We start from the raw sequence: 15,365 nt of genomic DNA, 5'->3' as shown, positions 1-15,365 counted from the left end.
TTTGAAATTACGTATGTCAGGATAAAAAAAAAGTCGAACCTATTATTATTCTAAAACCACAAACATCAAAAATTCGTTATATATCTCGTCAATAATTTATTATTTTTCGCACAGAACTCGTACAATATGATTTTATTATTAAAGTTCTAACCTATAAAAGCTTGTCATAGCCCATTGAAAAGATATCTTCTTTTAAGTTTTATGTTGTTTTATTCAGCATTGATTTTTGGTCAAAATAAGATCAATATCGATGCCCAGTTCAATATGCATAAAAAGAGCGCCAAAGTAGCGCAAACCCTTCGCTACCAAAACATCACAGAAGATACCTTGACCACCATTTACCTTAATGATTGGAGTAATAGTTACGCTACCAAGCATACGCCGTTGGCAAAGAGGTTTGCTGAAGAATACAGCACCAAGTTTCACTTTGCAAAAAATGAGATGCGTGGCTTTACAAATCTTACTGCAATAAAAGACAGCACTGGACAAGAACTTCAATACACAAGGTTGAAGCCGCATCCAGATGTCATAGAAGTGAAATTATCCAAACCCTTATTACCCAACGACTATTATCACATTGAGCTGTTTTATAATTTACAGTTTCCTGATGATACGTTTACTGATTATGGCGCCACCTCCGATAACGAGCTCAATTTAAAATATTGGTACATTACGCCTGCAGTTTATGATGGTGAATGGCATTATTACAGCAACAAAAATTTGGACGACCTGTACGTGCCAAAAGCAGATATCAGTTTGAAGGCAGAATTCCCTAAAAATTATGGCATTTATTCCGAACTTGCCATTCAAGACTTCTCCCAACAAGACAGTACACAAACCTTCTACTTTTACGGGAAAGACCGTGTGGACAGTAAACTTTACCTCAATCGGTTTCCAAAATTCAACTTTGTACAGACCGATAACTTCACGGTCATAACAAATTTGGAAAATGAAGGAATCTTGCCCACGGATCGCGCCCTCATTACCGATAGGATTACTCAATTTATCACTAAGAACTTAGGAGAGTATCCGCATGATTATCTGTTAGTCACAGATATTGAATACCGAAAAGATCCGCTATATGGATTAAACCAATTGCCCAAGTTTCTGAATCCTTTCCCAAGAAATCTGCAGTATGAACTGAAACTTTTAAAAACAACACTCAATAATTATCTTAATAACACCTTACTTTTAAATCCGCGAGAAGACTATTGGCTTAGAGATGCAATTCAGATTTATTTTTTGATGAAGTATGTTGAAGAAAACTATCCTGACCTTAAGCTTCTGGGGACTTTGGCAAATATTTGGGGGTTAAGGTCATTCCACGCCGCCGATGTTGATTTTAATGAACAGTACAACTTGTACTTTATGCAAATGGCACGTTCCAACCGGGATCAACCCTTAACTTTGTCAAAAGATCAATTATTAAAATTCAATGCCAATATTGCTGGTAAATATAAGGCAGGAATTGGACTCAAGTATTTAAACGATTTTGTGAATTCTGATATTGTTGAAAACACAATCTATGAATATCTTGACACCTACGGTCTAAAATCGACCACAAGTACGGATTTTGAGAATTTGTTAAAAAAGAATACCGATAAAAATGTCTCGTGGTTTTTCACGGACTATATCGACAGCAGAAAGAAAATAGATTTTCGGATCAAGGATATTGTAAAGACCAAAGATTCGGTGACCTTTACCATAAAGAATAAACGCGATAATGATATGCCCGTCTCGTTGTTCACTTTAAAAAATGATTCTGTTTTATCCAAAACATGGATTGAAGATATCCATGGATCTAAAACTTTGACCATTCCTCGAAATGATGCTACAAAGTTGGTGCTTAATTATGACAACATCATACCGGAGTACAATTTAAGAGACAATTGGAAATCGTTGAAAGGGTGGTTTTTTAACAATAAACCACTTCAGTTCCGGTTGTTTAAAGATATTGAAGACCCAAATTACAACCAAGTGTTTTTTATGCCTTTGGTGGAGTACAATAATATTTATGACGGTTTTACATTAGGCGCAAAGATGTATAACAAAACCTTATTGATGAAAAACTTCCGCTATCAATTTACGCCCAAATACGCCTTTAATTCGAAAACCATTACCGGTGGCGCACAAGGTGTTTACACGCAGCATATTGAAAATCGAAATTTATTCCGGATCAATTATGGTCTGAGTGCAAGCTACTCGGCCTTTGCAAAGGAAGCTTTCGTAACCAAACTCAGTCCAAGTGTTTCATTTCATTTCAGAGACGATAACTACTTTAGGTCAAATAAATCCAGTTACCTAAATTTTAGATATTTGGACATCTCCAGAACCGTCAAAAATAATCCACTCTTAGAAGTAAAAGATCCCGATTACAGTGTGTTTAATATCCGATATGTGAACGCCCACACCGCGCTGATTGATTTCTCCAGATTCTACTACGATTTCCAAATCGCCAAGAAATTCGGAAAAATTGCGGTCAATTACGAATGGCGAAAATTGACAGAGCGCAACAGGCAATTCAATTTTAGGTTTTTTGCGGGGGCATTTTTATATAATAAAACCGATGCTAACTCAGACTATTTCAGTTTTGCGTTAGATAGGCCTACTGACTATATGTTTGACTACAATTATTTAGGACGCTCGGAAGCATCAGGTATTTTTAGTCAACAAATCATCATTGCAGAGGGTGGTTTTAAATCGAAATTAGAAACTCCTTTTGCCAATCAATGGATGACCACCGCCAATATGAGTACCACGATATGGCGATTTATTGAAGCTTATGGCGATGTTGGTTTGGTCAAAAACAAATCCGTCAAGCCGAAATTCGTTTATGATTCGGGTATCAAATTGGACTTGGTCACTGATTATTTTGAACTTTATTTTCCGATCTATTCCAGTTTGGGATGGGAAGTAGATGAACCCAATTATAGTCAGCGCATACGAATTAAATTTACCGTGGATCCTGAAGTTTTATTGGGACTTTTTAGACGGAAGTGGTATTAGGTGGCAATTGACTGCCCGACCGAAAGGCAGCGAAGGGAAAATTAAATTCATTCCCTTTAAAAAATCGATAAGCTTGAGTTCCAAAGCATAATCTTGCCATGAAAGGTGACTTAATTCTGAACACTACTTGTTTTCTATAGCTATAGTTCCGGCAGGTTTATACGGAGCGTTTGGTCAAAAAAATCTAATATCCGTTTGGTGCAACTTTGTATTATCTTCATAGAAGTCAGTGGTTAATAACATGCTTCCTGTGAGCATTCATAGCCTATGTCAGTCTGAGCATTAACCATTTAAAAATAAATTCTGAAAGAAGTGAGCTTACGCAGTAAGTCGAAGCACAATATTTGCACTCAAAAGGTTCTCGACTGCGCTTGAATTGACAGATTCTATTGTCTGTTTTACACTACTATGAACTCTATAAAAAATGAGCATTTATTTACTGATCTCTATATCCTTATATTATATTCACAACTCATAATTCTATCTTAAGTCATAATCCGCACTAGAAGTTCTTTCAGCAAATCACCTTGCGGGACTGCATGAGCGCCTACCCCTTTACTTTTAACGTCAAATTCACGTAAAACAGCAATGATACTGCTTACTTTCCGCATTGGAAAGTTTCTTGCAGCAGTGATGTATTCATTCACAAAATAAGGGTTGACACGCAAGGCAGTGGCGACATTCCTGGGCGACTTATCATTCATTCCGTGTAAATACAACAATTGTGAAAAGAAATTAAACAACAAAGACACGGTTACAACCATAGGATTGTCCTTAGGGTTTTCGGCAAAATAATTTACAATTTGATGGGCCTTTTTAATATTTCCTTCTCCAATGGCCTTGCGTAACTCAAAGTTGTTAAAGTCTTTGCTGATTCCTATATTTTCTTCAATTTGCTCTGGTGATATTTGTGTGCCTTTTGGCAAAACTATTTGGAGCTTATCCAACTCATTACTGATTTTACTCAAATCAGTTCCCAAAAACTCCACGAGCATCTGAGCCGCTTTGGGCGCAATGGTATAGTCTTTCGGGGCGAGCACACGTCTGATCCAATCGGCCACTTGATTTTCATATAGTTTTTTACTTTCATAAACCACCCCCATTTTCTTTAGGGTTTTATAAAGTGACTTCCGTTTATCAATGGTTTTATACTTATAGTTCATCACCAAAATAGTGGACTGCTGTGGCTGCTTGGCGTAATCAACTAGTTTTTCTATGGTTCGAGATAAATCTTGGGCCTCTTTTACAATAATCACTTGATATTCCGCCATCATTGGAAAGCGCTTGGCGTTGCCAACAATATCATCAATAGAAACATCACGGCCATAAAGCACCATCTGATTGAAACCTCGCTCCTCTTCGGCAAGTACATTCGCTTCAATAAAATCTGAGATTTTATCTATATAATAAGGTTCTTCACCCATTAAAAAATAAATAGGTTTCAACTTTCTGCTTTTAATATCGGCAGCTAACTGTTTAACTTCGTCCAAAGGTTATGAATTTTTGAAATTTTCATCCGCCAAATTCCGATTTTAGCTCGGGGAGTTTGGTATTTAGTTATTGAAGATTAACTTTGGCAATGTCTAAATTAGAAGTCTTGCAACCACTCAATTTTCCAAAGTTTTCGTTCCGATTCAAAAATAGCGAAAATAAAGTATCTATTTTCGACGTGGTTCGTAAAAAGTTTATGATTTTACAACCTGAGGAATGGGTGCGACAACACTGTGTGCATTATCTAATGACTGTAAAGAAATACCCATATTCTTTAATTAACGTAGAGAAGGAATTGACCATCAACAATCTAAGAAAGCGTTATGATATTGTGGTTTTCAATGCATCAGGTGAGGTGCATCTGATTGTAGAATGCAAAGCACCTACAATTTCCATTGATCAAAGTACTTTTGATCAAATTGCTCGTTATAATTTAGCCTTAAGAGCTAATTTTTTAATGGTCACCAATGGCATGCAACACTATTATTGTCAGATGGATTTTAAAAAGGAAACCTATGTTTTTTTGAAGGATATTCCAGCGTATGAAAGGGGTTCAGTGTGATTTGATAGAGATTGAAGAAAATGGATTCCAGCGATTGATAATTGATTTTGAGTCAAGAGTTATTTGAAACTTTGCCTCAAAAAGGTTGAATTTCAAATATTGAATTTTGATTAGAAAGAAACCTTGCAGGTAAAACATAGTAAGTAAAAATATATAATTCCAGTATTTGTGGCTAAAAAGGAAATAGCAGTTGTAATCTTAAATTGGAATGGCAGGGCTTTGTTGGAAAAATTCCTTCCTTCAGTCTTAAAGTATTCTGAAACTGCAGCCATTTACGTAGCTGACAATGCATCGACTGATGATTCTGTCAGCTTTTTAAAAATGAATTACCCATCGGTAAAAATCATTCAAAATCAAGAGAATGGCGGCTATGCCAAAGGCTACAATGATGCTTTAAAATATGTTGACGAAGAGCTCTTATGCCTTTTAAATAGCGATATTGAAGTTACTAAAGATTGGTTACTCCCTATTGTAACACTATTCAATACTGAGCCGGAAACGGCAATCATACAGCCAAAAATTCTGGATTTTAATAACAAGGTCTTTTTTGAATATGCGGGAGCGGCAGGAGGATTTATTGACAAGTACGGTTACCCTTATTGCAGGGGGAGGATTTTTGATACCATTGAAAAAGACTTGGGTCAATACAATGACACCATTCCGATTTTTTGGGCCTCTGGCGCTTGCCTGTTTATCAGAAAATCAGTTTTCAATAAACTAAATGGCTTTGATGAAACGTTCTTCGCGCACATGGAAGAAATCGATTTGTGTTGGCGTGCGCACAACCATGGTTATACCACAAAATACACGAGTGCATCAACGGTGTTCCACGTTGGTGGCGCAACATTAAACACAGCAAATCCGAAAAAAACATATCTCAATTTCAGAAACAGCTTGTTTACCATCACCAAAAATGCTCCAAAGAATATTTTAATATTAATTCTGACGCGACTTGTTCTAGATGGCTTGGCGGGTTTAAAATTTTTATTTTCACTGAAATTCGCTCATCTTATCGCTATTTTAAAAGCGCATGGTCGGTTTTATTTTGCGCTTCCAAAACTTCTTAAAAAACGTCGCGTATTGAAACAAGAATTGAAAGAAAGCATTTTGACAAGTGCTCCTAAGGAATATTATCAAGTAAAGTCAATTGTGTGGCATTACTTTGTCAAAAATCAGAAGAAATTTTAAGTAAGAATTAAAGTGTTAAAATTGTTGTTAATTCTTCGCTTAAGTAGCATTTTTTATATAATTTTGCCTTGTTAAATTTCTAACTTATTTAATCACTACCATTATGAAAAAAATCATGTTATTAAGTGTGTTTTCATTATTGGTTTTAAGTTCATGTGTATCAAAGAAAGAATATGCAGCCCTTGAAGCCAAACATAAAGAAACACAAGATTTATTGAATACCGCAACAGTAAAGCTAAACAGTTGTATTTCTGAAAGAGCTACTGCGCAGGCACGTGTTGAAGGATTACAGGAGCAATTGGCTGATATGCGTAAAACAAACCAAGACCTAATTGATACCAAAGGCAATTTAACCACACTTACCCAAAAAGGTGCTGAGAATCTTGAAAGATCTCTTGAGAGCCTAAAAGAAAAAGATCTTAAAATTACGCGTTTGCAGGATGCATTGACTAAAAAAGACAGTGTAACTTTAGCTATTGTTACAAGTTTGAAAAAAGATGTTGGACTTAATGATCCAGACATTCAAATTAATGTTGAGAAAGGTGTTGTTTATATTTCTATTGCTGATAAGTTATTATTCCAGAGCGGTAGTTATAATGTGACTTCAAGAGCTAAGACCATCTTGAGTAAAGTAGCAACTGTAGTTAACGGTAAACCTGATTTTGAGTGTATGGTTGAAGGACATACTGATAGTCTACCTTATAACAGAGGAGGCGTATTGTTAGACAACTGGGATTTAAGTGTTAAACGTGCCACTTCTATTGTTAGAGTATTGGAAGAGTTAGGCGTTAACCCTAAACAACTGATTGCTTCAGGACGTAGTGAATATGTACCATTGGTACCTAATGATACTGCTGAAAACAGATCAATTAACAGACGTACACGTATATTAGTACTTCCTAAGATTGACCAATTCTACGAAATGGTTGAAAACGAAATGAAAGACATGATTGCTGAAGACCAAAAGAACTAAGCAATTATTTAAATATATTAAAAAGCTCAACTTCACAGTTGGGCTTTTTTTATTCCTACATATAAATCTTCTTTTAGATTTGCTCTATGCCTTAGTTAAAAGAAACGAACTTGCTATACCTGTTTTAAGAAATACATTCTATCGACAATATTCTAAAGGAAAAAAATGGAAGCCGTTAATTACGGCCTCCATTCATAAATGACAATAATAAGTGTCAAAAAAATTATATAAATAATGTCATTCGCGTGCATTCTTAGAGTTCAAATAGCATAGCGCCTACGCTCAGAGACAGTTTGCAGGCCTGAATAAAACGTTGACTTTTTATGATAATGTTGACTTTTTATGATAATTGAGAATGCTGGTCTTCTAAAATATCTCCAGACTCCCCTTCCCTTCTCTTATTATCGTAGGCTCATCTTCAGATAAATCAACAATTGTAGAGGCCAAGTTATCACCATACCCGCCGTCTATTACCAAATCGACCAGGTTATCCCATTTCTCTAAAATCAACTCTGGATCGGTCGTATATTCAATAATCTCATCCTCATCTCTAATGGATGTCGATATTATTGGTCGCCCTAACTGTCTTACAATTTCTAAGGCGATATTATTATTTGGCACCCTGATACCGACTGTTTTCTTCTTTTTAAATGGATGTGGAAGCGTTTTCGCTCCTGGAAGAATAAACGTATATGGGCCGGGAAGTGCCCGCTTTAGGATTTTAAAGGTAGAGGTATCAATCTGTTTCACATAATCACTAAGATTACTTAGATCATGACAAATAAATGAAAAATTGGCTTTATCCAATTTAACACCCTTTATTTGCGCCACCCGTTCCAGCGCTTTGATATTGTTGATATCGCAGCCCAATCCATAAACCGTATCGGTAGGATAAATAATCAACCCGCCATCTTTAAGGACCTTAATAACTTTCTTAATTTCCTTAGCATTTGGGTTCTCTTCATAGATTCTTATAAATTCAGCCATAATATGTGTGTTAAGATTTCGTTTACAAAGTAATTAATAATTTCATTATGAAAGCTATAAAACTTCTTTTACTCACTATAGTCGTTGCTTCTATATCATTTTCCTGCAGTAAAGAAAGAACCGATACACCTATTCAAGGTTTAAATCCCACAGCATATCATCAAGAACTCAATATCAATTATGGACCTGATGCTGATCAAAAGTTCGATTTGTACCTCCCAAAAAACAGAAATACGTCAACAAAAGTCCTCATCTTGGTACATGGCGGCGGATGGACAGGAGGCGATAAGGTAGATATGAATGGTTTTAGGGATATCATCCGTCAAGATTTATCTGATGTGGCCATCGTGAACATCAACTACCGACTGGCAAACAGCAACAGAAATCCTTATCCGATGCAGATTGACGACATCACTTCAGTAATAAATCATCTCAAAGAGAACCAGGACTACTATGTTATTTCCGATGATTATGGCTTTATTGGAGTCAGTGCAGGCGCACATTTATCATTACTTTGGAGTTATGCTTTTGACACCGGTGAGAATGTAAAAATGGTTTGTAGCATTGTTGGCCCTACCAACTTTACGGATCCCGCCTATTTAAACAGTACTGACCCAAACATTCGGGCTTTGATGGACTTGTATGGCGTTGATGCTTCTACTGAGTTTCTGGAAGAAGTAAGTCCGTACCACCGGGTAACTTCCAATGCACCGCCAACCATTTTATTTTATGGCGGACAAGACCCTCTAATTCCAACAACACAAGGCACAGCCATGAGCGCACGATTGCAACAGCTGGGTGTTACACATGAGTTTTCACTTTACGAAAATACAGGCCATGGATGGTTGGGCGTGGAACTTTTGGACACTTGGACTAAATTAAAAGGATTTACGCAAACACATTTATAATCTAAATCTATAAGCACACCTAGCCAAGCACATCCAATTTTGCAAAACGCAATAACAATTTTTTGACACCGCCATGCTCAAAGTTGATTTCAGCTTTGGTATCTGCGCCAACACCTTCAATCTTCAAAACCTCACCTTTGCCAAAACGCATATGCTCTACAATATTTCCTACTGTCAATTTGCCGTCAAACAAATTCACATCAGGGCTTCCTGTTGATTTACCAATTGGTTTTAATTTGGCTGGGGGAATAAATTTAGGCGGCTTCTTTTCAGCTTTGCGTTTCGCAGCTTTTTTAAAGCGAATCTGATTGGGTTCCACATCGCCAAAAATATCCGCAGACAACATCGGATTGAAGCGTTTGTCATCCACTGGTGTCAGGACATCCAAATACTTTTCGTCAATTTCTTCTATAAATCGGCTTGGTTCTGCATCAATCAATTTTCCCCAACGGTAGCGCGACATCGTATAGGTTAAATACGCCTGCTTTTCTGCTCTTGTCAATGCTACATAAAATAAGCGACGCTCCTCCTCCAACTCGCTACGGGTGTTCATACTCATCCCACTTGGGAATAAATCTTCCTCCATGCCCACAATATACACATACGGAAATTCCAGACCCTTAGCTAAGTGAATAGTCATTAAAGCCACATGGTCCGCATCACCTTTATCGGCATCTAAGTCTGTAGCCAAGGCCACATCTTCCAAAAATTCGGGCAAGGCGCCTGTGGCATCGGCCAATTCTTCCTGACCTTCCACAAAATCCTTGATTCCATTAAGCAACTCCTCAATATTTTCCATTTTAGCTACACCTTCAGGTGTGCCATCATCTCTAAACTCCTTGATTAGACCAGTCACTTTAGTTACATGTTCCGCCAGCTCAAAGGCATTTGCAGTTTGGTTCATCACCTGAAAACTCTCAATCATAGTGACAAAATTCCGAAGCTTGTTTTTAGTGCCCGAATTAATTTTAATGTCCACTTTATCAATGTGCTTCATAACATCAAAAATGGAACGGTTATAGCCGTTTGCAGCCACCACAAGCCGATCCATGGTGGTCTGTCCTATGCCGCGGCTCGGAAAATTAATGACACGTTTAAGCGCCTCTTCATCTGCTGGATTGATGATCAATCGCAAGTAAGATAGAACGTCTTTAATTTCTTTACGCTGATAGAAAGATAAGCCGCCATAAATTCGATATGGAATGCTGCGCTTTCTCAAAGCGTCTTCCATGGCACGAGACTGGGCGTTGGTACGGTATAAAATAGCAAAATCACTATTCATCAATTGATGTTCCATTTTATTCTCAAAGATGGAGCTTGCCACATAACGGCCTTCATCACCATCCGTCATCAATCGGTTGACTTTTATTTTAGGGCCTTCATCATTAGCCGTCCATACCACTTTTTCAAGTTTGGTCTGGTTTTTTTCAATAATGGAATTGGCGGCATTGACTATATTTTTGGTGGACCTGTAATTTTGTTCCAAACGAAACATTTTTACATCATCATAATCCTTTTGAAAATTCAGGATGTTATTAATATTAGCACCTCTAAACGCATAAATACTTTGCGCATCGTCTCCTACTACACATATATTTTGGAAACGGTCTGACAACGCCCTAACAATCAAATACTGAGAGTGGTTTGTATCCTGATACTCATCAACCAATATATAACGGAATCGGTTTTGATATTTGGCCAAGACATCCGGAAAACGCGTTAGTAATTCATTGGTCTTCAACAACAAATCATCAAAATCCATGGCGCCCGCTTTAAAGCAACGGTCTACGTAGTTTTTGTAAATATCTCCCAACCTTGGTCGTTTGGACATGGTGTCTGCCTCAATCAACTCTGGATTCTGAAAATAAGCTTTTACGGTGATCAAACTATTCTTATAGGATGAAATCCTTGAACTGATCTGTTTGGTTTTATAAATATCTTTATCCAGACCCATTTCTTTGATAATGGAACCAATCAACCGTTGAGAATCTTGAGCATCGTAAATGGTGAAATTGTTTGGATAACCCAACTTATCAGCTTCAATACGAAGGATTTTGGCAAACACCGAGTGAAACGTACCCATCCAGAGGTTTTTAGCTTCACTTGCACCGACAATCTCAGCAATCCTACCTTTCATTTCTCGTGCTGCTTTATTGGTAAATGTCAAAGACAAAATGTTAAACGGATCTACTCCTAAACTCATTAGGTAAGCAATCCTATAGGTCAACACACGAGTTTTACCAGAACCAGCACCTGCAATCACAATCATAGGGCCGTCTTTTTGCAGTGTTGGTGCTAACTGCGCTTCATTCAACTGACTTAAATACTTTTCCAAATCTCTCTCAATTATTAATCCGTGAAATTAACCAAAGCTTCTGTTTTTAGAGAACGTTTTTATCAATAATTATAAACAATTAGGTTTGCTTTAATACTTTAAAAGAAAATGAATATCTTTAGAATGACTAGTAAACATCCAATTCTATGAATTATTGTCTCCTTCTTTTTTGTTTCTTCGGAAGCCTCGTGCTTAACGCCCAAACTGCTTTAGAATCCGATTTTAAAGCTGTAGAATCGAAAGTAATTGAATGGCGCCGTCATTTTCACGAACACCCAGAACTGAGCAATCAGGAGTTTAAAACCTCCGAAAAGATTGCTCAGCACCTGAAGTCACTGGGTATTGAGGTACAAACTGGAATCGCAAAAACTGGCGTGGTTGGACTGTTAAAGGGTAACACTCCAGGAAAAGTTGTAGCGTTAAGAGCGGATATTGATGCCCTGCCTGTAACGGAACGAAATGATTTGCCGTTCAAATCGACAGTTAAAGCGGAATTTATGGGCTCAGAAACGGGCGTAATGCATGCTTGCGGACACGACACCCATACTGCTATGCTCATGGGTGTTGCTGAAGTCTTATCCAAACATAGAGACAAGATTAACGGTAGCGTAAAATTCATTTTTCAACCAGCTGAAGAAGGACCACCTCCAGGAGAAGAAGGCGGTGCCAAATTGATGATTAAAGAAGGGGTTTTGGAAAATCCTAAGGTGGATGCGATTTTTGGACTACACATTAACTCTGCAACGCCTGTAGGCACCATAAAATACAAATCTGGTGGTATTATGGCGGCGGTAGAACGGTTTGTGATCAATATAAAAGGCAAACAGAGCCACGGCTCCCAACCTTGGCTTGGTGTGGACCCTATATTAATTTCTGCGAAAATAATCGACGGATTACAGTCGATCGTGAGTAGAGAGTTGGACTTGACCGAAGAGGCTGCAGTAATTACGGTGGGAAAGATAAGCAGCGGCGTCCGATTCAATATAATTCCCGAAAGTGCTGAACTTATAGGAACCGTGCGTTCGTTGGATCCAGAGATGAAGGCTAAGATTATTAAGCGCATGACAGAAATGACGGAAACCATCGCGAAAGCCTACGGCGGTGAAGCCACCATTTCTTTTGAGAACCAAACGGCCATTACTTATAATGATCCCGCTTTAACCGTGGCCATGTTACCAACACTTCAGAAAGTAGCTGGTACAGATAACGTTGTTCTTACGAAAGCCGCTACCATAGGTGAGGATTTTTCGTATTTTCAGGAAATTATTCCTGGACACTATTTCTTCTTAGGCGGTATGACTCCGGGAAATACGGCAGCTTTTCCGCACCATACTCCTGATTTTGTCATCGATGAAAGTGGCATGTTATTGGGGGTTAAAACAATGACGCAATTGGCGAATGATTATTTGGCAATGGAATAATGATGGGCAGGTCTATTTCTTGTTTTTAAGGATATCGACTAGCAAATTTTAATATTTGCCCCATTACTATATCCTCTTAATACTTGATACTTAATACTTAAATCCACAATACGTGTTGGTACTTATTACCTCATTCGCATAATCAAAAACACTCAAACCTAAGGTCAGTCCTTGCTTTTCCCATCGCCCGTCAGCACACTTGTTAATCCTGACTTGATACTGATCCATAAGAAATTGAAGATTGATTTGGTATAATTACGCTCAATGCCTTCTTTATTGCCTTCTCTAAAACCATCAGAAGCCTTATCACTGCTTTTAGCGATGAAGAGATTTGCAATGGCCGATAGCACCGTTTTTTTCTTTTTCGCCTCCCCGTCCAATACTTCTACTTTAAAATCTTCGTAATTGACTTTCATATCTACTCTTGAGGTGTTGGCATCACCGGAAACTGTAGCGTAAGTCTGTAGCAATTCACCTTCAAGATTCACCTTTAAATTAGGTTTTGAAAACGTATTCAAATCGGCGGCGGGTAGTTTACCAAGATCAACTTTAAAGATAAAAGTGTCGTTAACGTCATTAACATCAAATTCCCAATTGACTTTTAAGGGCGTCTGTGCCATAAAAACAGCATCAATATCCAAAGTGGTCTTTTCAGATTCTCCATAAGTATTGCTGATATTTTTTATATCGGCCGACATCGATGAAAAGGATAATTGACCTGCACCCATATCTGCATTCACTTTTTCCGAATACACAATCGTTGCATTATTGAGCGCCACTTCACTTAAAGTTAAATCGAACTTAATCTCCCTCAACATCTTGCTGTATAGGTTTTTACGAGTTAAGTCATCAGCTATAAGCTTGTTTCTGTAAATGTACATTTCTGGAGTTTCAAAAATGGTTTTGGGACTTTTAAAATAAAATATAGAATCCTTATCGTATCCGAATTCTTGATCCTGCAACGTTAATTTAGCAATAGATACATCAAAATGGTCTCTTTCAATTGAAATCATTCTGTCAAATTCCTCTTTCGAATATTTGGTATATAATTTCAAATCCATAAAATTAGCTTCGTTTTGGGTAATATTTACCGTTGCGATTTTCAGATTTTCATATTCCCCCATAGCATAGAACAAACTGTCAATCGAGATGTTATAGCCCTCATATTTAAAGGGCATACGTTTTTTAACCGTAGCGCTATCTATTTCAATTGCCCTAACATTCGCCGTCAGATTTTCAGTTTGAAACATGAGAGAGTCGGTTTCAAAATCCTTGACGCTAATTTCTGCGTTTTGAATATTAAATCGCTCTATGGTCACGTCCTGCTGTAACTGCTTTTGAGACGATTGCTTGTACTCACTTTTGGGAATGGCCTTGTTATGGTTGTACAGAAGCTTAGGGCGCCTCAATTTGACGTCTTGAACATTAATTTTATCATTGACGAGGTAGTTCCATATTCCAAATCCGTCAACCATGACCGTATCGAGTTCAACTTCGATTATGGTTTTTGAGCTATGACTGCCCTTGTTCACAATTTTAGGCTCTACCAAGACGATACTTCCTTGCCATATACTGACAATTAGCGATTTATAATCCACACTCAAATTTTCTGGAAGCTCTGTCTTTAGGAAATTTTCAACTTTTGAAGAGATAATGGTATTGGCAACAAAATAGCCCACAATAGCGAGAACTAACAATGTGGACAATGTGATTAGGATGATTCTTACCGTTTTTGTCATAGTTTAAAGATATACTTTTTATACATCAGTCTGAGAAATTGTTTTAAACGTGAGCCTCGACCGACTTTTTAATTTAAAATCCAATTGACTTTGGATCCTACTGCTGCTATTAAAAATAGAATTTTTTAAGGTTGTTTTATATAAGATCCTTAATTTTCTGTTTTTTTAATTTCTTTGCGAAATTTAAATAAAAACATCTTATGTTTGATGAAACTTAACAACCTATTATGGATTTAGGATTGAAACTAATTGACGCTTTATTTTATGCAATTCCAGCAATAGTGACTGGAGTTATAGCCTATTATTTTTTTAGGGAACACACTAAAAACGAAGATGGCCGCAGGCGGTTTTTGCTGCAAAAAGATTTACAGGTCAAGTCCATGCCGTTGCGCTTGCAAGCTTATGAGCGCATGGTCTTATTCCTGGAGCGCATTACGCCGTCAAAACTAACAGTTAGAGTCCAGCCAACATCCTCTGATAAAGACGCTTATGAGAGTCTACTTGTAGCAAATATTGAACAGGAATTTGAACATAATCTATCGCAGCAAATCTACGTTAGTCAAGATTGTTGGAACATTATTTGCGCCGCAAAAAATGCCACGATCCAACTGATCAGAAAGGCCAGTCTTCTCGAAAAAACCGACACTGCCAATAAGCTAAGAGAAGTTATTTTGACCGAAATGATGGAGAAACGAGCACCGAGTGATGCGGCACTGTCTTTCATTAAAAAAGAAGTCAATGACATGTGGTAAGCG

Annotated in this window: 11 protein-coding genes; 7 read left to right on the top strand and 4 right to left on the bottom strand. The window is 37.5% G+C overall.

The window, feature by feature from the left end; all coding sequences use genetic code 11:
• The first annotated feature begins 174 nt into the window (after positions 1-174).
• Positions 175-3,006, top strand: coding sequence for a gluzincin family metallopeptidase (locus H3Z82_RS01965; protein WP_235982238.1), 2,832 nt, complete (start codon positions 175-177; stop codon positions 3,004-3,006).
• Positions 3,007-3,491: 485 nt separating this feature from the next.
• Here the strand turns inward: H3Z82_RS01965 and holA are convergent, their stop codons facing one another.
• The gene (gene holA / locus H3Z82_RS01960) at positions 3,492-4,496 is read right to left on the bottom strand and encodes a DNA polymerase III subunit delta (protein WP_182202194.1); all 1,005 of its coding nucleotides are present in this window, start codon (positions 4,494-4,496) and stop codon (positions 3,492-3,494) included.
• Positions 4,497-4,603: 107 nt separating this feature from the next.
• Between holA and H3Z82_RS01955 the strand changes: the two genes are divergently transcribed.
• From H3Z82_RS01955 to H3Z82_RS01945, 3 genes are all read left to right on the top strand, one after another.
• Entirely contained in the window at positions 4,604-5,059 is a 456-nt protein-coding gene (locus tag H3Z82_RS01955; RefSeq protein ID WP_182202268.1) for a type I restriction enzyme HsdR N-terminal domain-containing protein, read from the top strand.
• 168 nt (positions 5,060-5,227) lie between these two features.
• A complete protein-coding gene (locus H3Z82_RS01950; RefSeq protein WP_182202193.1) occupies positions 5,228-6,247 on the top strand; it encodes a glycosyltransferase family 2 protein in 1,020 nt (339 codons plus the stop codon).
• A 103-nt stretch (positions 6,248-6,350) separates the two neighbouring features.
• Positions 6,351-7,220, top strand: a complete 870-nt coding sequence (locus H3Z82_RS01945; protein WP_182202192.1) for an OmpA/MotB family protein — start codon at positions 6,351-6,353, stop codon at positions 7,218-7,220.
• A 366-nt stretch (positions 7,221-7,586) separates the two neighbouring features.
• Here the strand turns inward: H3Z82_RS01945 and H3Z82_RS01940 are convergent, their stop codons facing one another.
• Positions 7,587-8,207 (bottom strand): L-threonylcarbamoyladenylate synthase, encoded by a 621-nt coding sequence (locus H3Z82_RS01940; RefSeq protein ID WP_182202191.1) that lies wholly within the window; start codon positions 8,205-8,207, stop codon positions 7,587-7,589.
• A 32-nt stretch (positions 8,208-8,239) separates the two neighbouring features.
• Here H3Z82_RS01940 and H3Z82_RS01935 point away from each other — a divergent pair, with 32 nt between their 5' ends.
• The gene (locus tag H3Z82_RS01935; RefSeq protein ID WP_317172416.1) at positions 8,240-9,115 is read left to right on the top strand and encodes an alpha/beta hydrolase; all 876 of its coding nucleotides are present in this window, start codon (positions 8,240-8,242) and stop codon (positions 9,113-9,115) included.
• 19 nt (positions 9,116-9,134) lie between these two features.
• Here the strand turns inward: H3Z82_RS01935 and H3Z82_RS01930 are convergent, their stop codons facing one another.
• On the bottom strand, positions 9,135-11,450 hold the full coding sequence (locus tag H3Z82_RS01930) for an ATP-dependent helicase (RefSeq protein ID WP_182202189.1): 2,316 nt from the start codon (positions 11,448-11,450) through the stop codon (positions 9,135-9,137).
• Positions 11,451-11,596: 146 nt separating this feature from the next.
• On the opposite strand from H3Z82_RS01930, the gene H3Z82_RS01925 reads away from it, so the two are divergent.
• Positions 11,597-12,871: an amidohydrolase gene (locus H3Z82_RS01925; protein WP_182202188.1), complete on the top strand. Its 1,275-nt coding sequence runs from the start codon at positions 11,597-11,599 to the stop codon at positions 12,869-12,871.
• A 164-nt stretch (positions 12,872-13,035) separates the two neighbouring features.
• Here H3Z82_RS01925 and H3Z82_RS01920 read toward each other — a convergent pair whose 3' ends face one another.
• Complete coding sequence (locus H3Z82_RS01920; protein ID WP_182202187.1) at positions 13,036-14,610, bottom strand: AsmA family protein; 1,575 nt, start codon at positions 14,608-14,610, stop codon at positions 13,036-13,038.
• A gap of 227 nt (positions 14,611-14,837) precedes the next feature.
• On the opposite strand from H3Z82_RS01920, the gene H3Z82_RS01915 reads away from it, so the two are divergent.
• A complete protein-coding gene (locus tag H3Z82_RS01915; protein ID WP_182202186.1) occupies positions 14,838-15,362 on the top strand; it encodes a DUF7935 family protein in 525 nt (174 codons plus the stop codon).
• Positions 15,363-15,365: the final 3 nt, after the last annotated feature.

The sequence above is a fragment of the Gelidibacter maritimus genome (genome assembly GCF_014062315.1).
Classification (GTDB): domain Bacteria; phylum Bacteroidota; class Bacteroidia; order Flavobacteriales; family Flavobacteriaceae; genus Gelidibacter; species Gelidibacter maritimus.
This window is presented reverse-complemented; position numbering and strand designations above follow the sequence as displayed.